The following is a 23,827-nucleotide window of genomic DNA, read 5'->3' on the forward strand; positions in this document are numbered from 1 at the left end:
TCGCCGGGGCACCACCCTGATCCACGCGACACCCCCTGCGCATTCGGGCGCGAGAAGCGCGCCGGATAACGTTATCAAGCAGAAGGCGGGGGCAGTTCGCCCGAACCACGGGCGATCAGCTCGACCGGGACCGTCACCGTCTGCACCGGGCGCGCCGGGTCCGCCGCCCGCGCCACCAGCAGGTCGATCGCCGTCCGGCCGATCTCCGCGCTGTTCTGCGCCACCACCGTCAGCGCCGGCCGCAGGATGTCGGCGAGGGGAAAGTCGTCGAACCCGACCAGCGCCAGCCGACCGGCGTCCGCACCCAGATAGCGCAGCGCCTCGATCGTCGTCGCCACGTTTCCGGTGATCAGCGCCGTCGCCGGCGTCGGACCCGACAGCACGGACGCCAGAGCGGCGGCGACCCGCGACGCCGTCACCGTCCCCGGGTGCACCATCCCCGACAGCGGCCCACCGCTGGCCGCCACGCAGGCCCGGAACGCCGCGGCCCGCTCGCGCCCGGTGAAGATCCGCTCGTCGTCGCCGATGTACGCGATCCGCCGGTGCCCGTGCACCGAGAGCTGCCGATAGGCCATCCCGATCCCGGCCGCGTTGTCCGACAGCACCGCGTCGGCCTCCACGCCGCCGCACGGCCGGTCGACCGCGACCAGCGGCATACCGGCCGCGACCTCGGCGGACAGGTAGTCGTGGAACATCCCGATCGGCTCGATCACGATCCCGTCGACCCGCCGGCGGCACATCGACATGACCGCCTCCCGCTCGCGGGCCTCGTCGTCCTCGGTCGACATGGCCAGCACGGCCAGGCCGCGGGCGCGCGAGGCGTTGTCGACCGCCGACAGCACCGGGTGCGCGTCGGCCAGGTTCCGGACCGCCGCGCCGATCGTGCCGCTCGTGCCGCGGCGGAGTTGCTGCGCCCGCTCGTCGGGCGCGTAGTCCAGCGCCGTGATCGCCGCCCGGACCCGGCTGACCAGGTGCGCGCCGACCGTCGGGTCGTCGTTGACGACCCGGGACACGGTGCGCAGCGCGACTCCGGCCTCGCGGGCCACGTCCCGCATGGTCGGGCGCTTCCGCCGCGCGCCACCGCCCAGCCGATCGGTCATCGCCTGATCCTCCTCTTCGGACGCCCGTCGTCCGAGCATCCCGACAACACTCTTGACACGCGAGTGAAACTTCCTATGCTTCCGGATAACGTTATCCCACGCTGATCAACTTGACTAGTCCGAATGCCGTCCCCCAGGAGGACCCCTTGATACGGAAGCCGCTGCTCGCGGCATGCGTCGCCGGTCTCCTCGCCTTCACCGCCGCCTGTGGCAGCGGCGACGGCGCAGGGAACGAAAGCGGCGAGACCGCCCTGACCTACCTTGTCTTCGAGACCCCGAGTCTCGACGCGAAGTTCTGGGACGACTCGATCGTCGCCGCCAGCGCGCAGGTTCCCGGCGTCAAGATCAATAAGATCGTCGCGCCGAGCACCGACCGCGACGGCTACGCCAAGCAGCTACAGCAGTCAGGCCAGTTCCCCGACCTGCTGCAGTCGATCACACCGTCCAACTTCGTCGGTGCGGGCCTGCTCAAGCCGTACGACAAGACCTGGATCGACGCCAACTTCCTGCTGCCGTCGGCCAACTCGCTCAAGGGCGAGGTCTACATCCCGCCGACCAACTCGCAGATCGTCCCGCAGGTCTACTACAACAAGAAGCTGTTCGCCGACGCCGGCATCAGCGCGGCGCCCAAGAATTGGGCGGAGTTCCTGGACGCCTGCGCCAAGCTCAAGGCCAAGAACATCAACCCGATCGAGCTCGGGGGCGCCGACCCGTTCGCCGCGAGCATGCCGCTGGTCGGCATCGTCAGCGCCGACATCCTCGGCAAGAACAAGAACTGGCTGCAGGACCGCTACGCCGACAAGGTGAAGTTCGCCGACGCCGACGTGGTCACCGCGGTCGAGAAGTACCGGACCCTCGTCGAAGGCGGCTACTTCGACAAGGGCGCCCTCGGCGTCAAGTACGCCGACTCGATCACCAGGTTCACCAGCGGCAAGTCCGCCATGTACCCGATGGGCAGCTGGTTCCTGGGCTCCGTGCCCAAGGACACCGCCGACAACTTCGGCTCGTTCCCGTGGCCGACGGACAGCGGCGACGTCGTCGTCCCGTTCGTCGGCGGCGGCTCGATGGCCATCTCCGCCAAGGCCAAGGACACCGCGCTCGCCGAGAAGTTCGGCCAGGCCTGGTCCCTGAACCCCAAGAACCTCAAGACGCTCATCGAGACCGACGGCGCCTTCCCGATGCTCAAGGGCAAGTCGCTCGACGACTACGGCGTCACGGTCACCCAGGTGTTCAAGGACTCCTACGCCTACGTGGGCCAGGACAACAACAAGGTCAGCGCGATCAGTTGGGCGACCAACGACGACGCGCTGCCGCCGGGCCTCAACGACGCGTTCTACGCGGCCGCGCAGGCCCTGTTCACCAAGGACGACGTGGCCGGTGAAATGAAGAAGCTCGACGACGCATGGAAGACCGCCGCGCAGTGAGGAAGAAGTCCGGCGAGCGGGGCCTGGCCCTGCTCGCCGCCCTCGCGCTCGTGCTCTACCTGGTGTTCCTCGTGCTGCCGCTGCTGCTCAGCCTGCGCAGCAGCTTCACCAACGAGAACCCGCTGAAGGCGAGCAACGACTTCGTCGGCCTGAGCAACTACACCGAGATGGCCGGCGACGACCAGCTCAAGGCGAGCCTGACGTTCACGCTGATCCTCGCGTTCGGCGTGACCATCGCCGCCAACGCGCTCGGGGTCGGCTTCGCGATCCTGCTCAACCGCACCAGCCTGAGCTACCGCGTGATGCGTACCGTCGCGTTCCTGCCGCAGGTGCTCTCCGGTGTGATCGTGGCCTTCGTCTGGGAGACGATCCTGACCCAGAACGGCCTGCTCAACACCGCGCTCATCAAAACAGGCATCCTCGACGAGCCGTACCCCTGGTTGGGCAGCCCCAATGCGGCGCTCTTCTCCATCGGCCTCGTCGTCACCTGGGTGATGAGCGGCTTCACCACGGTCGTCTACCTCGCCGCCCTGCAGAGCATCCCGCTGGAGCTGCACGACATGGCGTCCCTCGACGGCGTCCGCGGCACGCAGCGGTTCCGCAAGATCACCTGGCCGATGCTCGCGCCCGGCACGACAATCAGCGTCACGATCAGCCTGATCACCGTGCTGAAGCTCTACGACATCATCACGGTCCTCACCGGCGGCGGCCCGGCCAACTCGACCCAGTCGACCGCCCTCTACATCGTCAAGCTGGCGTTCACCAGCGACCGGGTCGGCTACGCCAGCGCCGTCGCGATGCTCCTGCTCGCGCTCTCCGCGGTGGTCGCCCTCACGGTCACCAGCGCGCTGCGCCGCCGGGAGATCTCCCTATGACAACCATTCCCAGGGATACGCGCGACCGCCCGGCCGCCGGCGGGAGGACCGCCCTGCCACCCTCGCTCGAGACGCCCACGCCACCCCGGCGCCGCCGCCTCGGCGGCCGGCTGCGGGTCCTGGTCGCGGCCGCCGTCACGCTGGTCTTCGTCGCGCCGATCTACCTGATGCTGGTCAACGCGTTCAAGTCGCAGGAGAAGATCCTCGACAACCCGATCGCCCCGCCGTGGCCGCCCACCCTGGAGAACCTGACCCAGGCGCTGACCCGCCCCGACAACCTGATCCCGCTCGGCCTGCGCAACTCGCTGATCGTCGCGGTGGTCTCGGTGGCGCTGATCGTGCCGCTCGGCTCGGCGTTCAGCTTCTACATCTCGCGCAGGAGCGGGCGGGTCAAGGCCGCGATCCTGGTCGCGCTCTCCGCCGGGCTGATGATCCCGCCACAGGTCACGCTGCTGCCGACCATCAAGATCCTCACCTGGATCGGCCTCGACCACACGTACCCGGGCCTGATCCTGGCCAACCTCGGCGGCGGCTACCTGTCGTTCGCGGTCTTCGTCTACGTCGGCTTCATGCGCTCGGTGCCCGACGAGATCATCCAGGCGGCCCGCCTCGACGGCGCCACGGGCCTGCGGATCTGGTGGCAGATCGTGATGCCGCTGGTCCGGCCGGCCACCGCCACCGTGGTCATCTTCCTGACCCTGTGGATCTGGAACGACTTCCTGAACCCGCTGTTCATCCTGGGCCCGCTGCAGGGCCAGACCATCACCACCGGCCTCTACCTGACGATCGGACAGTACTCAGTGGACTACGGCCAGCTCTTCGGCATCATGTTCCTGGCCGGCGTCCTGCCGGTGGCCGGCTACCTCACGGTGCAGAAGCAGTTCGTCGCCGGCCTGACCTCGGGTGCCACCAAGTGACCGGGGTGCCCGCGCTCGACGACGTCGCGGGGGAGTGGGTCGCCGCCGGCGACCTGGGCCACCTGCCGTCGCTACGCAACCAGCGCGGCCAGGCGCACGTCAACCACGACCTGACCAGCGTCTCGTGGCTGGCCGCGCCGCCGTTCGCGGGCGGCTACCACACCGGCGTGCTGCGGGTCGACGGCGTGGCGCCGGGCGTGCAGCACTACCGCTGGAAGCCGTGGGGCACCCGGCGCACCTACCGGGACGCGCACGTCGCGGTCGCCACGGACACGAGCCTGGCCTACGACGCCGACCGGCTGCTGTGGCGGGTCGAGGTGACCAACACCCGCACCGAGCCGGCCTCGGTGGAGCTGACCCAGGACCTGTTCGCGCCCGTCGGCCACGACGAGACCGGCTGGGGCTGGCTGCACACGGTGCCGTGGAACGCCTCGGGCGAGCACGACTACCACGCGCTGGAGCGGATCCGGGACACCACGCGGCCGGGTGCGCAGGGCGCGCCCTACCTGCTGGGCCCCGGCCCGCGCCGGCTGCGCCTGGGCCGGCCGCGCCCGCCGGGCATCCAGCGCGACGAGGACAGCGCGCCGATGCTGCTGGAGTACGAGCTGCCCCGGCACGTCAGCGCCGACTGGGTCTACCCGCACACCAGCTCGGTCCGCGGCGAGGTGCGCAGCATCGAAAGGAACGGTCCGTTGTTAACGCATAGCGTTAATAACGGACCGTTCCTTCTGGACACCCGCAGCGAGGTGGCGCTGGACGCCTTCGAGCTGGTCCCCGGCACCGAGCTGGAGCTGGAGTTCCGCACCGACGAGCCCGGCCACGACGGCGTGCTGCTGACCCACGGCAACCACCCCGACTCGCTCCAGCTCGGCGTCGCCGACGGCCGGCTCTGGCTGGGCATCGGCGGCGAGCGGGAGACCGCCGACCGGCCGCTGGAACCAGGCCGCTGGCACCGGCTCCGGGTCACCGTCGACGCGCACCAGGCCCGCCTGCTGATGAACGGCACCGAGGTCGCCCGCACCGGCCACTGGACCCGCCCGGTCCGCTGGCGGTCCACCGTGGACGACGGCGTCGTCGCGGTCAGCGACACCCGCAGCGGCGCGCGCGCCGCGTACGCGTTCGCCGTACCCCCGGACGAGCTGGCGCCGCACGGTGCCGGCGCCCGCGCGACGTGGCGGCGCACCCTCGGGCCGGGTGAGTCGGCCGTCGTCGGTTTCGTGCTCGCGTTCGGCACGGACGCCGCGGAGGCCACCGCAGCGGCGACCGCGACCGCCGCGCGCCTCGACGCGGAGCTCGCGGAGACGGCCGACGCCTGGCGGCGGCTCTGGGCGCACGCGTTCACCCCTGGCAACCCGGACTTCAGCGGCCACCTGCCGACGCTGCGCACGGACGACGCGGACCTGGCCCGGGCCTACTACATGGGCGCCCTGCTCGTGCTCTACATGCGCAACACGAACGTCGGAAGCACCGGCCCGGTCTTCCTCACCGGCGGGCCGCGCCTGGGCGCCACGACCACCTTCTTCTGGGACCACACCGAGTGGAGCCGGATGTACGCGATGCTCGACCCGGCCGGCCTGCGCGCCTGGCTGCTGGCCGGCCTCGCCGGGCCCTATCACGAGTCCTTCGGTTACGACGTGCGCGGCGGCGGGCCGCTCGGCAACTACTACGTGTCCAACGAGTACTCGCTGTTCCGCCTCGTCGAGCACTACGTCGGCGTCACGGGCGACGTCGCGTTCCTGTCCGAGCCGGCCGGCGGGCGCACGGTGCTCGACCACCTCGAGCGCCTCGCCTACGGGGTCGCCGGCCGGCGCGGCACGGGCGTGCTCGCCGACTTCGGCCCCGACGCCTGGCGGGTCCTGGAGTGCGTGCCGAACTATGTCGACGGGATGGCCTCGTTCAACGCGGCCTACGTCCACATGCTGCGGTCGTACGCGGACCTGCTCCGCTTCCTCGGCCGCGACGCCGACGCGGCACGCGCGGACGACGACGCGGCCGCGCTCGCGACGGCCGTGCTGGACCTCTACGCGGGCGGCGGCCGCTGGCAGATCGCCCACCCGGACGGCCGCGAGACGATCGGGCACGTCCTCGACTTCGGTCTGGTCGCGGCGTCGATGGCCGACGACCTGACCGCCGAGCAGCGCGCCGAGATGGTGACGTTCGTCGTCGACCATCTGCTGGCCGGCCCGTGGATGCGGGCGCTGTCGGCCGACGACCCGATCGCGCCGTTCTCCGACCGGCCCGACCACGGTGCCGGCGGGGCGTTCGGCGCCTGGCCCGGCGTCACCGCGTACGGCCTGGCCAAGCTCGGCCGGGCCGACCTCGCGGTCGGCCTGCTCGGCAGGACTCCACAGGCTGCCTCCGGCGGCCTGTGGGGACAGGCGATGGAGCTCCTGGCGGACGGCACGGACCGGGCGCGCGTCGCCGGCCGTGGCGTGGCCAACCGGGACTGCATCGCGGGGGCGGCCATCGCCGAGGCGGTCATCGCCGGCCTCTTCGGCGTGGAGCCCGGGTTCACCGCACTGCGTTCCACCATCCCCCATCCCGACACGGTCACCGCCCCGGACCTCGGCACGCTGGAGAACCTGAACCTGCGACGGGCCCCCGAACCTGTGGGAGCCTGCTGAGCGCTTGTCCGGCGGCGGGGACCATCGCCGCATCAGGAAGGACAACCGTGAGAACCCGACCGTCCCGTCGCGTCCTCGCCGGAGCTGTCGTCGCCTCGGTCGTCGCCAGCGTGGGCTTCTTCGCGCCCTCGCCGGCCCAGGCCGCGACACCCACACCCGACCAGCAGTGGGCGGCGATCCAATCGCTGCTCGCCAACGTCAAGGGCCGCTGGACCGATCAGTCCTACGTGAACTCCATCGTCAACGGCATGCCGAGCACGGCCCTGCTCGGCAACGGCGACATCGGCGTCACCTCGTCCGGCAGCACCGGCGTCAAGACGTTCCTCGTCTCCAAGGGGAACTTCTGGCGCGGCAACCCCGGCCCGGCGGTCGCGCCGGTCGGCGGCGTGACGCTGGCCGCGGCCGGCGGCGGCAGTGGCTCGACCAACCTCGCGCTCGGCGCCACGGCCACCGCGAGCAGCTCGCACCCGTCGTTCCCGCCGCCCCGTGCGGTCAGCGGCCAGTGGGGACCGGGCTACGAGGGCTGGGTGTCCGAGATCGGCAAGCCGCAGACGCTCACCCTCGACCTGGGCACCGCGAAGACGTTCACCCGCTACATCGCCCGGCACGACAGCGCCGCCCGGCCGGCCGAGACCGCCAACAACACGAAGAACTTCCAGGTGTTCACCTCGACCGACAACCAGAACTGGTCCACCTGGGACACCGTCACCAACAACACGGCCGCGGTCACCGACCGGACGCTGGGCTCGCGTACCGCCCGGTGGGTCCGGTTGACCACGACCGAGCCGACCCAGGGCACGACCGCCGACTCGCAGCAGAACCCGCGGGCCCGGATCGGCCAGTTCGAGCTGTACGGCGCGGGCGGCGGACCCGGCGGGCCGGGCGGGACGTTCCTGGAGGAGCAGAACATCCTCCAGGGCGACGTGGACACCACGATGACGATCGGCGGACAGTCGGTCGTGCTCAAGACCTGGGTCGCCGCCAACGACAACCTGCTGGTCACCCAGATCCGCTCGACCGGCACGGCGGCGGTCCGGCTGGAGGCCCGCACCTGGTCGGGCGCGACCGCCCCGATGAGCGGGTTCACGCAGACCTCGGGCGTCTCCGGCAACACGACCTGGGCCGCCCGCAGCACGCCGGGCGGGTCGCGCTGGGTGTCCCGGGCCGCGCTGGCCAGCCGGCTCGTCGGCGCGAACCCCGTGGCGGCGCCGACGTCGGCGGGCAACACGGCGCGGTTCCAGTTCGACCTCGCGCCGGGGCAGACGCTGCGGCTGGTGACCGCGGTCGCCGGCGGAGGGGCCAACAACGCCGACCCGGCGCCGGGCGCGCGGACGCTGGCCGAGGCGCAGACCGGCACGGCGCTGGACGGGCTCTACAACGGGCACGTCGACTGGTGGAAGCAGTTCTGGCTGCGGTCCTACGTGGACCTCGATGACGACGTGCTGGAGCGGTTCTACTACGCGGCCCAGTACTTCCTTGGTTCGGCGTCGCGCAACGGGAAGACGGCGCCCGGGCTCTACGGGCTCTGGATCACCAAGGACGACCCGTACTTCAACGGCGACTACCACCTCAACTACAACTTCGTCGCGAACTTCTACGGTGCGTACTCGTCGAACCGGGCCGATCTGGCCATGCCGATGATCGACGCGATCATCTCCTACCTGCCCGAGGCCCGCCGGTTGTCCACACAGGACCTCCAGCGGGTCAAGAGCGACTACGTGACACCGAGGTTCGGCACCGGCGGCATACCGGGCGGCGTGCTGTTCCCGGTCGGCATCAGCCCGTTCGGCGCGACCCCCGACGCCAACTACTGGCAGCAGGTCGGCAACTCCCTCTTCAACGTCGTGGAGTTCATCGCCTACTGGGACTACACCCGGGACCGGACCTACCTGCAGAACAAGGCGTACCCGTTCATGAAAGAGGTCGCGACGTTCTTCAGCCGGTGGATGGAGTACGACGCGGCGACCGGCCGCTACACGACGTGGGGCGGGCCGCACGAGGGGACGTGGGCGCGCAACCCGAGCCTGGACGTCGGCATGCTCCGCTATCTGCTGACGTCGCTGCTCGCCGCCAGCACCGAGCTTGGTGTCGACGCGGGCTCGCGGCCCTTGTGGCAGCAGATGCTCAACGGGCTGCCGCCGATCGCCACGACGACGTACAACGGGAAGTCGGTCTATGCCCTGGGTGACCCGGGCACGATCTCCGACGGCCGGGCGATCCGCCCTGGCGACAACACGGTCAACCTGGAGTTCATCCACCCCGGCGAGGGGCTCGGCCTGAACTCGCCGGCGGCGGACCGCCAGCGGGCGATCGACACGCTGGACGCGATGAACTCGTGGGGCCAGGACAACAGCTTCCCGAAGGTGTTCACGCAGGCGGCCCGGGTCGGGTATCCCGCGCAGAGCCTGATCGACAAGCTCAAGGCCCAGATCACCGCGAAGACCGACGCGAACCTGCGGATCCGGGACGAGTGGCACGGCCTGGAGAAGTCCGGTGCGACCGAGGCGATCAACAACCTGCTGCTGCAGAGCGACGACGGCGTGGTCCGGGTGTTCCCGGTCTGGCCAACGACTAAGAACGCCAGTTTCGTCAAGCTGCGCGAGAAGGACGCGTTCCTGGTCTCCAGCGCGCTGTCCGGCGGCCGGGTGTCCTATGTCGACGTGACCAGCGAGGCGGGCCGCCAGCTCCGCCTGCGCAACCCGTGGCCCGGCCGCGCGGTCGTGGTCACCCGGGTCGGCGGCGGGACGGTCACGCCGACCGTCAGCGGCGACGTCATCTCGTTCGCGACACAGGCGGGAGCGACCTACACGGTCACCTCGCCCTGAGGCCCCCTGGGTAGGGGAATCACCGCCGGCCCGGCTCGTCGCCGGGCCGGCGGTCCTCGATCGCCGCGGCCACGTTGCGGCGCAGTTCGAGCGGGATCAGCTCGATCAACTGGTCCGGGCGCAGCGGCAGGTCGAGCAGGCTGAGCCGCACCCGGCTGCGGTTCGCGTAGTCGCTGACGGACAGCCGCACGACCTGCGCCGCCGCGGCCAGCAGGTGGACGGAGAGGCTGGCGCTCGCGGGGAGGTGCAGCGGCCCGGTGCCGTCGGCCTCGACCGTGAGCGCGTCCTCGGCCCGGAACGCGACGCGGTCGTCGCCGCCGAGCACCACCGGCCGGCTGATCCCGGACATCGGCGCGACCGGGGTCACCACCATCGCGTTCGACGAGGGCGAGAGCACCGGCCCGCCCGCGGAGTAGTTGTAGGCGGTCGACCCGGTCGGCGTGGCGACGATGACCGCGTCGGCGCGGTAGTAGCCGTAGTGCACGTCGTTGACGGTCAGGTCGACGTTCGTGGTGCGGCCGGGCCCGGTCCGGCCGAGGACCACGTCGTTGAACGCGCACCGCCGCTCGTCGCCGACGGTCACCTCCATGCCGGCGTGCGCCTCGATCGTGTAGTCGCCCTCGGCGAGCCGGTGCAGGGCGCCGGGCAGGCCGGCGGGGGTGACCTCCACCAGGAAGCCGAGGTTGCCGTAGTTGACGCCGAGGATCGGCACGGGCCGCTCGACCATCAGCCGCATCGCGCCGAGCATGGTGCCGTCGCCACCGAGCGCCACGACGCCGTCGACCTGCCGGCGGAACTCCGCCTCGGTCAGGACGTCGACGCCGTCGGGCAGCCGCGGGCGGTCGGCCTCGCGCGCGACGACGCGGACGGAGTCGGTGCGTGCCGAGTCGACGATCATGGTCAACGACCGGTCGACGGCCTTCGTCGGGTGGAGCACCAGACCGACGGAGATCATCTATTCACTGTACGCGGAGCCGGGATCACTCAAGCATCGATGTCGCAAACCGTATAAAACACCCAGCAGGGACATTGCGCGGGGTGTACGCGACTACGGTGAGGGAGGTGTGGGCTCGACAGCGCGGGTCATTCATCGCCTTCAACGTGATCACGTTGGCGGCGGCGCTCGCGGTCCTGCTCACGCACCTCGGTGACGCGGCGGCCAACGCCGGCAGCGCCGCGTTCTGGGTGATGGTGGTGCTCGCGGTGCTGGCGGGGACGCAGGCGTTCGCCGCCGAGATCGGGCCCGAGCGGATACGCGTGACCATCGCGCCGACGGTCTGCTTCTCGTTCGCGATCCTGCTGACCTGGGGCCTGTGGCCGGCCGCCGCGACGCAGGCCGTCGCCTGCGGCGTGATCGCGTGGCGGCTGCGGCGCACGCTGTTCGAGGCGGCGGTGGCCGCGGCCCGCTACACCCTGGCGCTCGGCGCCGCCTCGGCCATCCTCTGGCTGGGCGAGCCCGACCCGTTCCGGGACAACACCGGGTCCAGCCTCGCCACCGACGCGCTGTCGGTCGTCGCGGCCGGGCTGGCCTGGCTGGCCGTCTACGGTGTGCTGTTCCTGGGCACCCGGCTCGGCGAGGGCCTGCCCTGGCGGCGCGCCCTGGTCGTGGTGCGCGACCAGGTGCTGTTCAACTCCGCCCTGCTGGTGCTCAGCCCCGTGCTGGCGCTGGCCGCCCGGATCAACGTCGCCTTCCTGCCGCTGGCGATCATCCCGCTGATCGCGGTGCAGCGGCTGGCCCAGCTGTCCAGCCAGCGCGAGAACATCGCCCGGCAGGACCCGCTGACGGGCCTGGCGAACCGCACGGGCCTGCGGGCGGTGTACGACCGCCTCGTGGTCGGCCCACCCACCCGACTGGGCGCCGCGGAGCCCGCCCGGCCGAGCCTGATCATCCTCGACCTCGACCGGTTCAAGCAGGTCAACGACGCACTCGGCCACGACATCGGCGACCAGCTCCTGGTGGCGGTCGCCGGCCGCCTGCCCCGGGTCGACCCCCGAGTCGGCGTGACGGCGCGGCTCGGCGGTGACGAGTTCGCGATCCTCGCCCGCGCCGACGATCCGCAGGCCCTGGCGCAGGAGGTGGCCCGCGGCCTCAACCAGCCGGTCTACCTGGAGGGCCTGCGGGTCGACGTCACCGCCTCGGTGGGTGTCGCGACCGACGAGGGCGAGGGGTTCAACGCGCTGCTCCGGCACGCCGACGTCGCCATGTACGAGGCGAAGCAGCGCGGCGACACGATCGCCACGTACGACGTGCGGTCCGACCGGGCGAGCCCGGCCCAGCTGCGCCTGCTCGCGGACTTCCGGCGCGCCCTCGAGGTCGACGACGTCGACCGGCTGCGGGCGCACTACCAGCCGCAGGTGTCGCTGAGCACCGGCCGCATCGAGGCGGTCGAGGCCCTGCTGCGGTGGAACCACCCGCAGATGGGTCCGGTCAACCCGGAGGACATCGTCAGCCTGGCCGAGCACACCCCGGTGATGGTCATGCTGACCCGCCGGATGATCGACCGGGTGACGGCGCAGGTCGCCGCCTGGAACGCGGCCGGCGTCTCGCTGCGCGCGTCGCTCAACGTCAGCACGCGCGACCTCTACAGCGAGGAGCTGATCGACCACCTGGCCGAGCGGATCGCGCACCACGACATCCCGCCGGGTCAGCTCCAGATCGAGCTGACCGAGAGCGCGATCCTGGCGGACGTCCGCCGGGCCCAGGCGCCGCTGCGCCGGATCGCCGACCTGGGTGTCACGATCTGCCTGGACGACTTCGGCACCGGCTACTCGTCGCTGCAACACCTCCGCCGCCTGCCGATCAGCGAAATCAAGATCGACAAGTCGTTCATCGCGGGCATGGCACACAACCGCGACGACGCCGCCATCGTCCGCTCGACCATCGAGTTGGCCCGGTCGCTGCACATCCGCACGGTGGCGGAGGGCGTCGAGGACGACATCACCCACAAGCTGCTCGCCAAGGCCCGCTGCGACCTGGCACAGGGCTGGCACACGGCCCGCGCGATGCCGGGCGACCAGCTACCGGCCTGGCTCGCGGAACACGACGACGACGGCCGCGCCGCCTGACCGACGCCTCAGCGCAGCGGCGCGAAGTAGTCGCGGAGGTGGTGGATCAGCCCGTCGCGGACGCGGAAGATCTGCACGAGTGACATCCGGGTGCCGGAGGTGAGCGTGGTGTCGATCTCGGCCACGAACACGTCGGGATCGCCGGTGGTGTGCAGCGCGAACGACGTGCGGCTCGGGTCGACCGGGTCGTCGCCGGCCGCGGGCATCCGCGCGTACGCGGCCGCCATCCCGGCCCGGATCACGTCCCGCCCGGCCAGCCGCCGCGGAAACACGTCACCGTCACCCGCCAGCGGCGCCTCGTAGACACCGTCCTCGGTGAACAGCGCGGCCACCGCATCGGGATCGCGACTCATCGCTCCGGCATAGACGTACCGCTGGAAGATCTCCTGTGGGTTGGTCACGTCGGGAGATGGTGCCAGGGTTTCGTCGTCGCTGGGTCACATGCGCAGGTGGTCCCAGTCCAGGATGCCGGCGCCGAGGTCGCGGACCGTGGCCAGCAGGCCCAGGCGGGCGCGGCGCAGGTCCGGCTCCTCGGCCATCACGTACACCTCGTCGAAGAAGGTGTTGACCGGCTCCGTGATCTTCGCGGCGGCCGACAGGAACGCGAACAGGTCCGGGCCCGGCACCTCGACCGTGCGGACCACCTCGTCGAGGCGGCGCTCGGCCGGCTCGACCAGCGCGGCCGCGTCATATTCCGCCGGGGTGCCGGCCGGGACGATCCGGCGTGCCCGCTGGATCGCCTCCACCAGCGCCCGGAAGCGCTCGTCCTTGACCAGCTCGTCGAGCTGGTGCAGCAGTTGGTCGACCAACGCCGGGCGGTCGGCGTGCGGCAGCACCGCGCGGACCCGGTCCACCGGGTGGCCCTCCTCGACCAGCACCTGCTCCAGCCGGCGGGTCAGGAACTCGCCCGTGTCGGCCAGCACCTGGGCCGTCACCTCGACCGGCTGCTGCGCGGCGGCGGCGGACAGGGACTCGGTTAGGCTCACGGGTACGAGGCCCGTGCGGTGCACCGCGAGCAGGCCGAGCACGGCCCGGCGCACCGCGAACGGGTCGCTGCTGCCGGTCGGCAGGCCGACGGTGGCCGCCATGCCGGCGACCAGGTCGAGCCGGTCGGCCAGCGACAGCACCGCGCCCGGCACGTGCGCCGGCACGGCGTCGCCCGTGTTGCGCGGCAGCTCGCTCTCGAAGACCGCCTCCGCGACCGCGGCCGGCTCGCCCGCGTGCGCGGCGTAGTCGCGCGCCATCACGCCGGCCAGGCTGGTCATCTCGGTGACGAGCTGGGCGGCCAGGTCGAACTTGACCAGCTCGGCCGCCCGGCCCAGGGTGTCGCGGTCGTGGCCGCCGAGGGCCATGTCGGCCGCCACCGTGCGGGCGAGGGTGCTGATCCGGGCCGCGCGGTCGGCCATCGAGCCGAGCTTGTCGGTGAACGTCAACCGCTCCAGGCGGTCGCGCATCGCGTCGAGCGGGGTGTCCCGGTCGGCGCGGTAGAAGAAGGCCGCGTCCTCGTAGCGGGCCCGCAGCACCGCCTCGTTGCCGGCGCGGACCAGGTCCTCGTCGATGTGCCCGTTGGCCACCGCGACGAAGCACGGCAGCAGGCCGCCGTCGGCGCCCCGCACCGGCAGGTAGCGCTGGTGCTTGCGCATCACGGTCGCCAGCACGGCCTCGGGCAGGCGCAGGTAGCTCTCGTCGAACCGGCCGAGCAGCGGCGCCGGCTGCTCGACGAGGTAGGTGATCTGGTCGATCAGCGCGCGCTCGCCCTCGACGTCGATCTGGCCGCCGACGGTGGCGGCCAGCCGCTGCGCCGCGGCCACGATCTCGGTGCGGCGCTCGTCGGGGTCGGCGACGATCCCGTGCGCCCGCAGGGTGTCGAGGTGGATCTCGGCGCTGTTGACGGTCACCACCGGCGCCTGCGCGGTCCGGTGCACCCGGGTCTCCCGCCCGGACGCCAGCGACGAGACCGCGAACGGCACGACCTCGTCGCCGCGCAGGGCGAGCAGCCAGCGGATCGGGCGGGTGAACGACAGGGCGGGGTCGTTCCAGCGCATGTTCTTCGCGGAGCGCAGCGTGCCGACCACCTTGGCCAGCACGTCGGCGAGCACTTCGGCGGCCGGCCGGCCCGCTTCGTGCTTCACGACCGTCACGTGGGCCACGCCGTTGACGTCCTGCTGCCCGAGGTCGGCCAGCTCGACGCCCTGCGAGCGGGCGAAGCCGCGCACGGCCTGGGTCGGCTCGCCGGCGGCGTCGTACGCCGCGGAGACCTTCGGACCGCGCACCGTGCGGACGTGGTCCTGCTCGCGGTCGGCGACCGCGTCGACGACCGCGACGATCCGGCGCGGCGTGGCCAGCACCGTGATCTCGCCGTGCGCCAGCCGGGTGCCGGCCAGGCGCTCGGTCAGCTCGCGGCGCACCTGCTCGCGGGCCGCCCGCGCCTCGGCGGGCGGCATCTCCTCGGTGCCGATCTCGAAGGCGAGCTGCCGGAGGCCGGGCGAGCCCTCGACCGCGGCGGGCACCTCGGCGGCGGGGGTGGCGGGAGTGACGCCCAGCGGGTGGCCGAGCTCCTCGCGGCGGGCGATCCAGAGCTTGGCGACCTCGCCGGCGAGCCGGCGCATCCGGCCGAACTCGGCCGCCCGGTCGGAGGTGGACACGGCGCCGCGGGAGTCGAGCACGTTGAACGCGTGCGAGCTCTTCAGCACGTACGAGTGCGCGGGGACCGGCAGCCCGGCGTCGACCATCCGCTGCGCCTCGGCGGCGTACTGGTCGAGGAGCTGCCGGTTGGTCGGCACGTCGGCGTCGTCGAGGTAGTAGCGGGACATCTCGTACTCGGCCTGGCCGAAGATCTCGCCGTAGCTGACGCCGGGCGCGTACTCGATGTCCTTGAAGTGCCGCACACCCTGGAGCGCCATGATGATCCGCTCCATGCCGTAGGTGATCTCCACCGACGGCGGGTCGAGGTTGACCCCACCGGCCTGCTGGAAATAGGTGAACTGGGTGATCTCCAGGCCGTCGAGCCAGACCTCCCAGCCCAGGCCCCAGGCGCCGAGCGCCGGCGAGGCCCAGTTGTCCTCGACGAACCGCACGTCGTGCGCGGCCACGTCGATGCCGAGCGCGGCCAGGCTGCCCAGGTAGAGCTCCTGCGCGTTGCCCGGGTCCGGCTTGAGGATCACCTGCATCTGGGTGTGCGTCTGGATCCGGTTGGGGTTCTCGCCGTAACGCGAGTCGTCGGGCCGCACCGAGGGCTCGACGTAGACGACCCGCCACGGCTCCGGCCCGAGCACCCGCAGGAACGTCGCGGGGTTGAGCGTGCCGGCGCCGACCTCGGTGTTCGTCGGCTGGACCGTGAGGCAACCCTGGTCGACCCAATAGGCGGTGAGCCGCGACAGGGCATCCTGCATGGTCAGCATCGATGACTCCTTGATGGGGATTTGTCCCCGTCGAGTCTACGCAGGTGGTTGTCGCGCGAGCCCTGACGGGGCTCGTGGGGCCGGTGGTGCCCCCGGTCGGATTCGAACCGACACTGTCGGAGGTTTGAGCTCCGTGCCTCTGCCATTGGGCTACGGGGACCGCGGATGTTGGACACCACGACGATGAAGCGCACTCAGCCTACCTACTACGCTAAGGGGCGCGACACCGGACAGGCCGGTCGCGGACGCATACCTGGGGAGAGGCTTCGTGGGCGAGTCGCAGACTGCCGAACGTCGGCGCGTGCTGATCGCCGAGGACGAGGCGCTGATCCGGCTGGACCTCTCGGAGATGCTGACCGAAGAGGGTTACGACGTGGTCGGCGAGGCCGCCGACGGCGAGACCGCGGTGCGGTTGGCCGAGGAGCTCAAGCCCGACCTCGTCATCCTCGACATCAAGATGCCGATCATGGATGGGCTCGCCGCCGCCGAGCGGATCGCCGCCGGGCGGATCGCCCCGGTCGTCATCCTCACCGCGTTCAGCCAGCGCGACCTGGTCGAGCGGGCGCGGGCCGCGGGCGCGATGGCCTATCTGGTCAAGCCGTTCCAGAAGAGCGACCTGGTGCCGGCGATCGAGATCGCGCTGTCGCGGTACGCCGAGATCAGCTCCCTCGAGTCGGAGGTGGCCGGGCTGGCCGACCGGCTGGAGACCCGCAAGAGCGTCGAACGGGCCAAGGGCGCCCTGATGACCACCTACGGGATGACCGAGCCGCAGGCGTTCAAGTGGATCCAGCGCACCGCGATGGACCACCGGATGACGATGCGCGAGGTCGCCGACCGGATCGTCGCCGAGGGCGCCGGCGGCGCGCCGACCCCCTCCGACGCGAGCTAGGCGGCCGCGGGATGCGCGCGCCGGCTCGGTTCGCCGCGCTCGCGGCGCTGCTCCTCCTCCTTGCCGGCTGCGAGTCGGCTGCGCCACCGCCGCCGCCCGAGCCGGTGCGTCCACAGTGGAACCAGCTCACCCTGCCGGTGCCGCCGGGTCCCACCGGCCGGGTGCTGGTCCGGGACGCGATCCGCTGCGGGCAGTCCTGGTACGTCGGCGGCGGCGTCAGCACGCCGGCGGGTGACACCCGGCCCGCCCTCTGGCGCACGTCCGACCCGGCGGCCGCGACCGGCTGGACGGCGGCCCCGGTCGACACGGTCAACGACTACTACGCGATCCGGAGCGTCATCTACTCGCTCGGCTGCCGCGACGGCCTGGTCGCCGCGATCGGCGCGAAGAGCGGCGGCGCGCACGGCAACCCACGGGTGCGCACCTTTTACTCCCGCACCGACGGCACCCTGGTCGCGGTGCCGTCCAGGGACTTCGAGCTGTACGGCGGCGGGCGCCAGGTCAGCGTCAACCACATCGCGGGCGGCGGGCCGGGCGGCTGGCTGATCGCGGGCAACCGGGCGGGCGGTGCGACCGTGTGGACGTCGCCGGACGCCACCGCGTTCACCATTCACGAGGACCTGGCCCCGCTGGCCAACTCGCCCGAGCTGACGACGACCGCGGTCGACACCGTCGCGGTGCCCTCCGGATGGGTGGTCACGGGTGGCGCGCGCCCGAAGGGCCGGATCGACCGCGATCCTTACGTATGGACCTCTGCGGATGCCGCGGCTTGGACCCGCGTCCCACTTCCTGGAACGCCGGACGACGAACAAGCGCAACGGATCGCGCGTACGCCCGACGGGTTGGTCGCTCTGGGCGTTGCCGGCACGGCGTTCGCGGCCTGGCGCGGCGACGCGACCGGCGCGGCGGGCTGGTCCGGCGCGACCAAGTTCGGTGACACGGGCGTCGGCATGGTCGCGGGCGTCGACGGCGTCGCGGTGCTCGCGTCGGCCGGGCGGATGGTCGTCGCGACCGTCGGCGCCGACGGCCATCGGCTGTGGACCGGCAGCCTTGCCGGTAAGGACTGGAACAGCGTGACCGCCCCTGTCCAGGTCGGACCCGGGGGTTCCACCGCCGTTTCCGTCGGCGGAGACGGAGACACCCTCCTCTTGCTGACCGACGACGGCGCCACCAGCGGCATTTGGGCAAGCCAATTCCCAAGGGCGTGACCTCGGCGTACGACCGTCGACTGTGACACCGAACGAGCCAATTCCGACACCCTAAGTAACGGTTGCGTCAACGCGCCTAGTGAGGCCTTACGTTGGTCGCTGTAGTGGGATAACGTCCCGGCCCAGACCGGGTGAACGGTCCGGTTCGTCGTTGCAACCTCCCGGCCCGCGACGGCGGGCTGATGGATGGAGAAGGGGCTTAAGCCTTGAGGCAGATTTTCGTACGCGCTATTGGCGGTGTCGCTCTCGCGGCGCTCGTCATGGGCGGCGCGGCTGCATGTAAGCAGGACGAGGGCGGTTCCGGCAGTTCCGACGCGAGCAAGGTGTGCGACCTCAAGATCGGCTTCTTCGGCGCGCTTTCGGGCGCTGACGCTGGTCTCGTGACGCCCGGCAAGCAGGCCGCCGACATGGCCGTCAAGCAGTACAACGCCGAGCACGCCGACTGCAAGGTCTCGATCCAGGCCTATGACTCGCAGGGCAAGCCAGAGCTTGCCGGCGGTCTGGCCACCAGCGCTGTCAACGACGCCAAGGTCGTCGGCATCGTCGGCCCCGCGTTCTCCGGCGAGACGGAGACCGCGGCCCCGACCTTCCAGCAGGCCGGCCTCCCGGTCATCACCCAGTCGGCCACCCGGCCGAGCCTGTCCGAGCAGGGCTGGCAGATCTTCCACCGCGGCGTCGGCAACGACTTCTCGCAGGGTCCGGCGGCGGCCTCCTACATCAAGGGCCTCAACCCGGCCAAGGTCTTCGTCGTCGACGACCAGTCGGCGTACGGCGCGGGTCTCGCGGACGAGGTCAAGAAGGCGCTCGGCCCGCTGGTCTCCGCCAGCGACAAGGCGACCGACAACCAGCAGGACTTCAGCGCCATCGTCACCAAGGTGACCGCTTCCGGCGCGTCGGCCCTCTTCTACGGTGGTTACACCGAGGAGGCGAGCCCGTTCCTCAAGCAGCTGCGGGCCGCTGGCTACAAGGGTGCCTTCGTCGGTGGTGACGGCATCTACGACGCCAACATGCTGTCGGTGACCGGTAAGGCCGACGTCGAGGGTGCGGTCGCGACCTGCCCCTGCGCCCCGGCGACCGCCGCCAAGGGCACCTTCGTTCAGGACTTCCAGGCCGAGTACAACGCCGCTCCGGGCGTTTACGCGGACGTCGCCTACGACCTCACCAAGATCTTCCTCGAGGCGATCGGCGAGGGCAAGTCGACCCGTGCCGACATCCAGGCGTTCCTGACCAGCTACAACAAGCCCGGTGCCGCCAGTGGCGTCACCTACAAGTGGACCGACAAGGGCGAGCTCGACCCGAGCCAGGTCCGCGTCTGGGCCTACGTCGCCAAGGACGGCGCCTGGGCGCCGGACAAGGAGATCCCGAAGGCCTGATCCAAGGCTGAGCCGGCCCGACAGCACCTCTCTCGGGCCGGCTTCTCCATCATCAGGCACGACGGTCGCGTCAAACCCCATGGCGGTGCGGCCGGGCGCAACGGAGCCCGGCCGCACCGGCCTTGACTGAGGGATCTCCCGGGAGAACCTGTAGCAGATGAATGAACTAATCAACGGTTTCCCGGTCCTCACGGTCACCGGGTTGACCCAGGGCGCGATCTACGCACTGATCGCGCTCGGATACACGCTCGTTTACGGCGTCCTGCGCCTGATCAACTTCGCGCACTCGGACGTCTTCATGATCGGCACCTTCGGTGCCATCTGGACCTGGTCGGCGTTCGGCCTGGACGCCAGCTCGGCCCGGCCGTCCCTTGGTGAGGCCCTCGGCCTGATCGTGTTGGCGATCGTCGTGGCCGCGCTCCTCTGTGGCTTCTTCGCGATGCTCGTCGAGATCACGGCCTACCGGCCGTTGCGGGCCCGCAACGCACCACCTCTCGCGTTCCTGATCACCGCCATCGGCGCGTCCTTCGTGCTCTCCGAGGGCATGGGCGCGTTCACCAACCGCCGCCAGTTCGGTGTGCCGGCGATGCTGCCGACCGAGCCGGTCGTCACCCTCGGCGGCTGGTCGCTCACCCCGCTGCAGATCTCCACGCTGGCGGTCGCGGTGATCGCGATGGTCTCCTTGGACTGGTTCGTGCAGCGCACCCGGTTCGGCCGGGGCATCCGGGCGGTGGCGCAGGACGCCAACACCGCCGCGCTGATGGGTGTCAACAAGAACCGCGTGATCCTGCTGGTCTTCCTGATCGGTGGTCTGATGGCCGGCGTGGCCGCCGTGATGTCCGACATGAAGGCGGCCAGCACCCGCTTCAACGTCGGCTTCCTCATCGGCCTCAAGGCCTTCGCGGCCGCGGTGCTCGGCGGCATCGGCAACCTGCGTGGCGCCGCCCTCGGCGGCATCCTCCTCGGCCTGGTGGAAAACTACGGCTCGGCGGTGTTCGGCACGAACTTCCGTGACTTCATCGGCTTCCTCGTGCTGATCCTGCTTCTGATGTTCCGCCCGACCGGCCTGTTGGGCGAGTCGCTCGGGAGGGCACGCGCATGACCGACCTTCGCACCCGCTGGCGCGATTTCCGCCATGGCGTGAGCCAGCGTTGGGACCGCATGCCGAAGGCCAGCCGCATCGGCGTCATCGTGGTCTTCGTGGTGTTCCTGTACGCCCTGCCCAACAAGGGCTTCTACGAGTACCTCGGCCTGCCGCTGGGTGAATACATCCCGCTCTACACCACGCGCAACGACATGGCGACGGTGCTGTTCCAGTGCGGCTACTACATTCTGCTGGCGCTCGGCCTCAACATCGTCGTCGGCTACGCGGGCCTGCTCGACCTCGGCTTCTTCGGCTTCTTCGCCGTGGGCGCCTACACGGTCGCGACGCTCACGTCGCCGCGAAGCAAGGTCTTCACCGAGTACAACTGGCTCGAGAGCCCGTGGCCGTGGCTGGTCGCGCTGCCGCTGGCGATCGCGCTGTCGTTGTTGGCCGGTGTGATTCTGGGCTTCCCCGTGCTCAGATTGCGCGGCGACTATCTCGCGATCGTGACGCTCGGCTTCGCCGAGATGATCCGGATCGTCGCGCAGCAGAACGACTGGATCTTCAACGGCGACCGGGGCATCCCCAACATCGGCCGCCCGCCGGGCACCAACAGCGACGGGTCGCCGATCTTCCAGTTCGACGCCAAGCCGTACTACTGGCTGATCCTGACCGTGATCATCGGCATGGTCTTCCTGATCCGGAACCTCGTGCGCAGCCGGGTCGGCCGGGCCTGGATCGCCATCCGGGAGGACGAGGACGCGGCCGAGCTCATGGGCGTGCCGACGTACAAGTTCAAGATCTGGGCGTTCGCGATGGGTGCCGGCATCGGCGGGTTCTCCGGCGCGCTGTGGGCGGGGCAGATCGGCTTCGTCAACGCGTCGACGTTCAAGCTGGAGCAGTCGATCCTGGTGCTGGCCGCGGTGCTGCTCGGCGGCGCCGGCAACATCTACGGCGCGATCCTGGGTGGCTTCCTGGTCATCTACGTGCCGGAGTGGCTGCGCTCGGTCGGCGACGTGTTCGGTCTGCCCGAGCAGGTCCGGATCGCCGGCGAACTGTACGACATCAGCGCGACCAACCTGCGTTATCTGTTCTTCGGCATCATCCTGATCGTGGTCATGATCTTCCGACCACAGGGGTTGTTGCCCAACCGGCGGCGTGCCGCCGAGCTCAAGGACCGCGAGAAGGAGGCGATGGTCGGTGCCTGAGACGCCTCCCGAGCCCCAGGACGCTCCCGAGCGGGACGTCACCAGCGAGCGCGACGCGGCGCCCGACGCCCGGACCACGGTCGGTGTGCCGGCCGAGCCGCCGTCGGACTCGTCCGTCGCGGAACCCACCCCGGCCGCGGCCGGGCGCAAGGCCCTGCTCGAGGTCGACAACGTGACGCTCCGCTTCGGCGGCGTCGTCGCCCTCGACAAGGTCAACTTCAACTTGTACGAGGGCGAGATCCTCGGTCTGATCGGTCCCAACGGGGCCGGCAAGACCACCTGCTTCAACGCCATGACCGGCGTCTACACCCCGACCTCGGGCGAGATCCGGTTCCAGGGCCAGAAGCTCAGCGGCCGCGCCCGCTACAAGATCACCAAGTTGGGCATCGCCCGGACGTTCCAGAACATCCGGCTGTTCCCCGAGATGACAGCGCTGGAAAACGTCATGGTGGGCGCGGACGCGCACCACAAGACGAGCGTTCCCAGCGCGCTGCTGCGCCTGCCGCGCTACTGGCAGGAGGAGCGCAGCGGCCGGGAACGGTCCCGCGAGCTGCTCGACTTCGTCGGCATCAGCCGGCACGAGGAGGCCGCCCGCAACCTCTCCTACGGCGAACAGCGCCGCCTGGAGATCGCCCGGGCGTTGGCGACCCAGCCGAAGATGCTCTGCCTCGACGAGCCGGCGGCCGGCTTCAACCCGGCCGAGAAGGACTCGCTGCTGCAGCTGATCCGCGACATCCGCGACACCGGCGTGACCGTGCTGCTCATCGAGCACGACATGCGGCTGGTCATGGGCGTCACCGACCGGCTCGTGGTGCTCGAGTTCGGCAAGAAGATCGCCGAGGGTTCGCCGGCCGAGGTCCGCGAGGACCCGAAGGTGATCGCGGCTTACCTGGGGGTGCCCGCAGATGCTGCTTGATGTCGACAACATCACCCTGCTGTACGGGCGGATCCAGGCGCTGCACGGCATCTCCGTCACGGTCGAGGAGGGCGAGATCGTCGCCCTGATCGGCGCGAACGGCGCGGGCAAGACGACCACGATGCGGGCGATCTCCGGCCTGCGGGCGATCGCCTCCGGGCGGATCCGCTTCAACGGCGTCGACATCACCCGCATGCGTGCCGACCTGCGGGTCATCCAGGGGATCTGCCAGTCACCGGAGGGCCGGGGCGTGTTCCCGGGCATGTCGGTGAAGGACAACCTGGAGATGGGCGCCTACACCCGCCGGGACTCCGCCAACATCGCCAAGGACATGGAGCATGTCCTGGAGCTGTTCCCACGGTTGCGCGAACGCTTCAAGCAGCCGGGCGGCACCCTGTCGGGCGGCGAGCAACAGATGCTGGCGGTGGCGCGCGCGCTGATGAGCCGCCCCAAGCTGCTGCTCCTCGACGAGCCGTCGATGGGCCTGGCCCCGATGCTGATCCAGCAGATCTTCGAGATCATCACGGAGATCAACCAGCGGGACGGCACGACCATCCTGCTGGTGGAGCAGAACGCCCAGCAGGCTTTGTCCCGCGCCCACCGCGCGTACGTCCTCGAGACGGGCAAGATCGTCAAAGAGGGCACGGGCCGCGACCTCCTGCACGACCCGGCGGTCAAGGACGCCTACCTCGGCGTCGCCTGACCCGCCCCGCCGCACCGAACGGCCCGGACTGCTCCTCGCAGCCCGGGCCGTTCGCCGTCCCGCGCCCACACCAACGACGCGCCGGGTCCAGCGCCCTCGTCGCCTGTCGCGCGATTCGCAACCCCTTCCGCGCCCGCTGTGTTCAGCGGCTACCGCTTGGTCCGTGCCACGGCGCGTTCGGCGGGCTTTCGTTTTGTCCGTGCCGTGGCGCGTT

The 23,827-nt window shown here is 70.8% G+C and carries 17 protein-coding genes and 1 tRNA gene; 13 read left to right on the plus strand and 5 right to left on the minus strand.

What is annotated here, in order from left to right; genetic code table 11:
- Positions 1-74 precede the first annotated feature (74 nt).
- Positions 75-1,100, minus strand: a complete 1,026-nt coding sequence (locus Air01nite_RS36530) for a LacI family DNA-binding transcriptional regulator (protein WP_239091222.1) — start codon at positions 1,098-1,100, stop codon at positions 75-77.
- A gap of 146 nt (positions 1,101-1,246) precedes the next feature.
- On the opposite strand from Air01nite_RS36530, the gene Air01nite_RS36535 reads away from it, so the two are divergent.
- From Air01nite_RS36535 to Air01nite_RS36555, 5 genes are read left to right on the plus strand one after another with little or no spacing between them, the layout of a single operon-like run.
- Complete coding sequence (locus tag Air01nite_RS36535) at positions 1,247-2,524, plus strand: ABC transporter substrate-binding protein (protein ID WP_203707974.1); 1,278 nt, start codon at positions 1,247-1,249, stop codon at positions 2,522-2,524.
- Positions 2,521-3,399, plus strand: coding sequence for a carbohydrate ABC transporter permease (locus Air01nite_RS36540; RefSeq protein ID WP_239091223.1), 879 nt, complete (start codon positions 2,521-2,523; stop codon positions 3,397-3,399). The genes Air01nite_RS36535 and Air01nite_RS36540 overlap by 4 nt, the downstream gene beginning before the upstream one ends.
- A complete protein-coding gene (locus Air01nite_RS36545) occupies positions 3,396-4,316 on the plus strand; it encodes a carbohydrate ABC transporter permease (protein ID WP_203707976.1) in 921 nt (306 codons plus the stop codon). Before Air01nite_RS36540 ends, Air01nite_RS36545 begins: the two co-directional genes overlap by 4 nt.
- Positions 4,313-6,940, plus strand: a complete 2,628-nt coding sequence (locus Air01nite_RS36550; RefSeq protein ID WP_203707977.1) for a laminin G domain-containing protein — start codon at positions 4,313-4,315, stop codon at positions 6,938-6,940. Before Air01nite_RS36545 ends, Air01nite_RS36550 begins: the two co-directional genes overlap by 4 nt.
- Positions 6,941-6,987: 47 nt before the next feature.
- Positions 6,988-9,765, plus strand: coding sequence for a discoidin domain-containing protein (locus tag Air01nite_RS36555; protein WP_203707978.1), 2,778 nt, complete (start codon positions 6,988-6,990; stop codon positions 9,763-9,765).
- A gap of 19 nt (positions 9,766-9,784) precedes the next feature.
- On the opposite strand, the gene Air01nite_RS36560 is transcribed toward Air01nite_RS36555, so the two are convergent.
- The gene (locus Air01nite_RS36560; RefSeq protein ID WP_203707979.1) at positions 9,785-10,720 is read right to left on the minus strand and encodes an NAD(+)/NADH kinase; all 936 of its coding nucleotides are present in this window, start codon (positions 10,718-10,720) and stop codon (positions 9,785-9,787) included.
- Positions 10,721-10,827: 107 nt separating this feature from the next.
- On the opposite strand from Air01nite_RS36560, the gene Air01nite_RS36565 reads away from it, so the two are divergent.
- A complete protein-coding gene (locus Air01nite_RS36565) occupies positions 10,828-12,831 on the plus strand; it encodes a putative bifunctional diguanylate cyclase/phosphodiesterase (RefSeq protein WP_203707980.1) in 2,004 nt (667 codons plus the stop codon).
- A gap of 8 nt (positions 12,832-12,839) precedes the next feature.
- On the opposite strand, the gene Air01nite_RS36570 is transcribed toward Air01nite_RS36565, so the two are convergent.
- The 3 genes from Air01nite_RS36570 to Air01nite_RS36580 all read right to left on the minus strand — a co-directional run bounded on the left by Air01nite_RS36570 (position 12,840) and on the right by Air01nite_RS36580 (position 16,392).
- On the minus strand, positions 12,840-13,232 hold the full coding sequence (locus Air01nite_RS36570; RefSeq protein WP_239091224.1) for a nuclear transport factor 2 family protein: 393 nt from the start codon (positions 13,230-13,232) through the stop codon (positions 12,840-12,842).
- Positions 13,233-13,268: 36 nt separating this feature from the next.
- Positions 13,269-16,232, minus strand: coding sequence for a glycine--tRNA ligase (locus tag Air01nite_RS36575; RefSeq protein ID WP_203707981.1), 2,964 nt, complete (start codon positions 16,230-16,232; stop codon positions 13,269-13,271).
- A gap of 84 nt (positions 16,233-16,316) precedes the next feature.
- A tRNA-Leu gene (locus tag Air01nite_RS36580) sits at positions 16,317-16,392 on the minus strand.
- 108 nt (positions 16,393-16,500) lie between these two features.
- Between Air01nite_RS36580 and Air01nite_RS36585 the strand changes: the two genes are divergently transcribed.
- The 7 genes from Air01nite_RS36585 to Air01nite_RS36615 all read left to right on the plus strand — a co-directional run bounded on the left by Air01nite_RS36585 (position 16,501) and on the right by Air01nite_RS36615 (position 23,613).
- Complete coding sequence (locus Air01nite_RS36585; RefSeq protein ID WP_203707982.1) at positions 16,501-17,121, plus strand: ANTAR domain-containing response regulator; 621 nt, start codon at positions 16,501-16,503, stop codon at positions 17,119-17,121.
- 11 nt (positions 17,122-17,132) lie between these two features.
- Entirely contained in the window at positions 17,133-18,329 is a 1,197-nt protein-coding gene (locus tag Air01nite_RS36590) for a hypothetical protein (protein ID WP_203707983.1), read from the plus strand.
- A gap of 206 nt (positions 18,330-18,535) precedes the next feature.
- Positions 18,536-19,702 carry a branched-chain amino acid ABC transporter substrate-binding protein gene (locus tag Air01nite_RS36595; protein WP_203707984.1) on the plus strand — a complete coding sequence of 389 codons (1,167 nt, stop codon included), beginning with the start codon at positions 18,536-18,538 and terminating at the stop codon, positions 19,700-19,702.
- 157 nt (positions 19,703-19,859) lie between these two features.
- Entirely contained in the window at positions 19,860-20,804 is a 945-nt protein-coding gene (locus Air01nite_RS36600; RefSeq protein WP_203707985.1) for a branched-chain amino acid ABC transporter permease, read from the plus strand.
- On the plus strand, positions 20,801-21,994 hold the full coding sequence (locus Air01nite_RS36605) for a branched-chain amino acid ABC transporter permease (RefSeq protein ID WP_203707986.1): 1,194 nt from the start codon (positions 20,801-20,803) through the stop codon (positions 21,992-21,994). The genes Air01nite_RS36600 and Air01nite_RS36605 overlap by 4 nt, the downstream gene beginning before the upstream one ends.
- Before the next feature lie 85 nt (positions 21,995-22,079).
- Positions 22,080-22,910, plus strand: a complete 831-nt coding sequence (locus tag Air01nite_RS36610) for an ABC transporter ATP-binding protein (RefSeq protein ID WP_203707990.1) — start codon at positions 22,080-22,082, stop codon at positions 22,908-22,910.
- A complete protein-coding gene (locus Air01nite_RS36615; protein WP_203707987.1) occupies positions 22,900-23,613 on the plus strand; it encodes an ABC transporter ATP-binding protein in 714 nt (237 codons plus the stop codon). Before Air01nite_RS36610 ends, Air01nite_RS36615 begins: the two co-directional genes overlap by 11 nt.
- Positions 23,614-23,827 lie beyond the last annotated feature (214 nt).

The sequence above is a fragment of the Asanoa iriomotensis genome, assembly GCF_016862515.1.
Classification (GTDB): Bacteria; Actinomycetota; Actinomycetes; order Mycobacteriales; family Micromonosporaceae; genus Asanoa; species Asanoa iriomotensis.

Excerpts from the sequence above, each read along its gene's own strand:
- Air01nite_RS36530 (WP_239091222.1), bottom strand. The coding sequence starts at position 1,100 with ATGACCGATCGGCTGGGCGGTGGCGCGCGGCGGAAGCGCCCGACCATG.
- Air01nite_RS36560 (WP_203707979.1), bottom strand. The coding sequence starts at position 10,720 with ATGATCTCCGTCGGTCTGGTGCTCCACCCGACGAAGGCCGTCGACCGG.
- Air01nite_RS36545 (WP_203707976.1), top strand. The coding sequence starts at position 3,396 with ATGACAACCATTCCCAGGGATACGCGCGACCGCCCGGCCGCCGGCGGG.
- Air01nite_RS36615 (WP_203707987.1), top strand. The coding sequence starts at position 22,900 with ATGCTGCTTGATGTCGACAACATCACCCTGCTGTACGGGCGGATCCAG.
- Air01nite_RS36575 (WP_203707981.1), bottom strand. The coding sequence starts at position 16,232 with ATGCTGACCATGCAGGATGCCCTGTCGCGGCTCACCGCCTATTGGGTC.
- Air01nite_RS36600 (WP_203707985.1), top strand. The coding sequence starts at position 19,860 with ATGAATGAACTAATCAACGGTTTCCCGGTCCTCACGGTCACCGGGTTG.
- Air01nite_RS36605 (WP_203707986.1), top strand. The coding sequence starts at position 20,801 with ATGACCGACCTTCGCACCCGCTGGCGCGATTTCCGCCATGGCGTGAGC.
- Air01nite_RS36590 (WP_203707983.1), top strand. The coding sequence starts at position 17,133 with ATGCGCGCGCCGGCTCGGTTCGCCGCGCTCGCGGCGCTGCTCCTCCTC.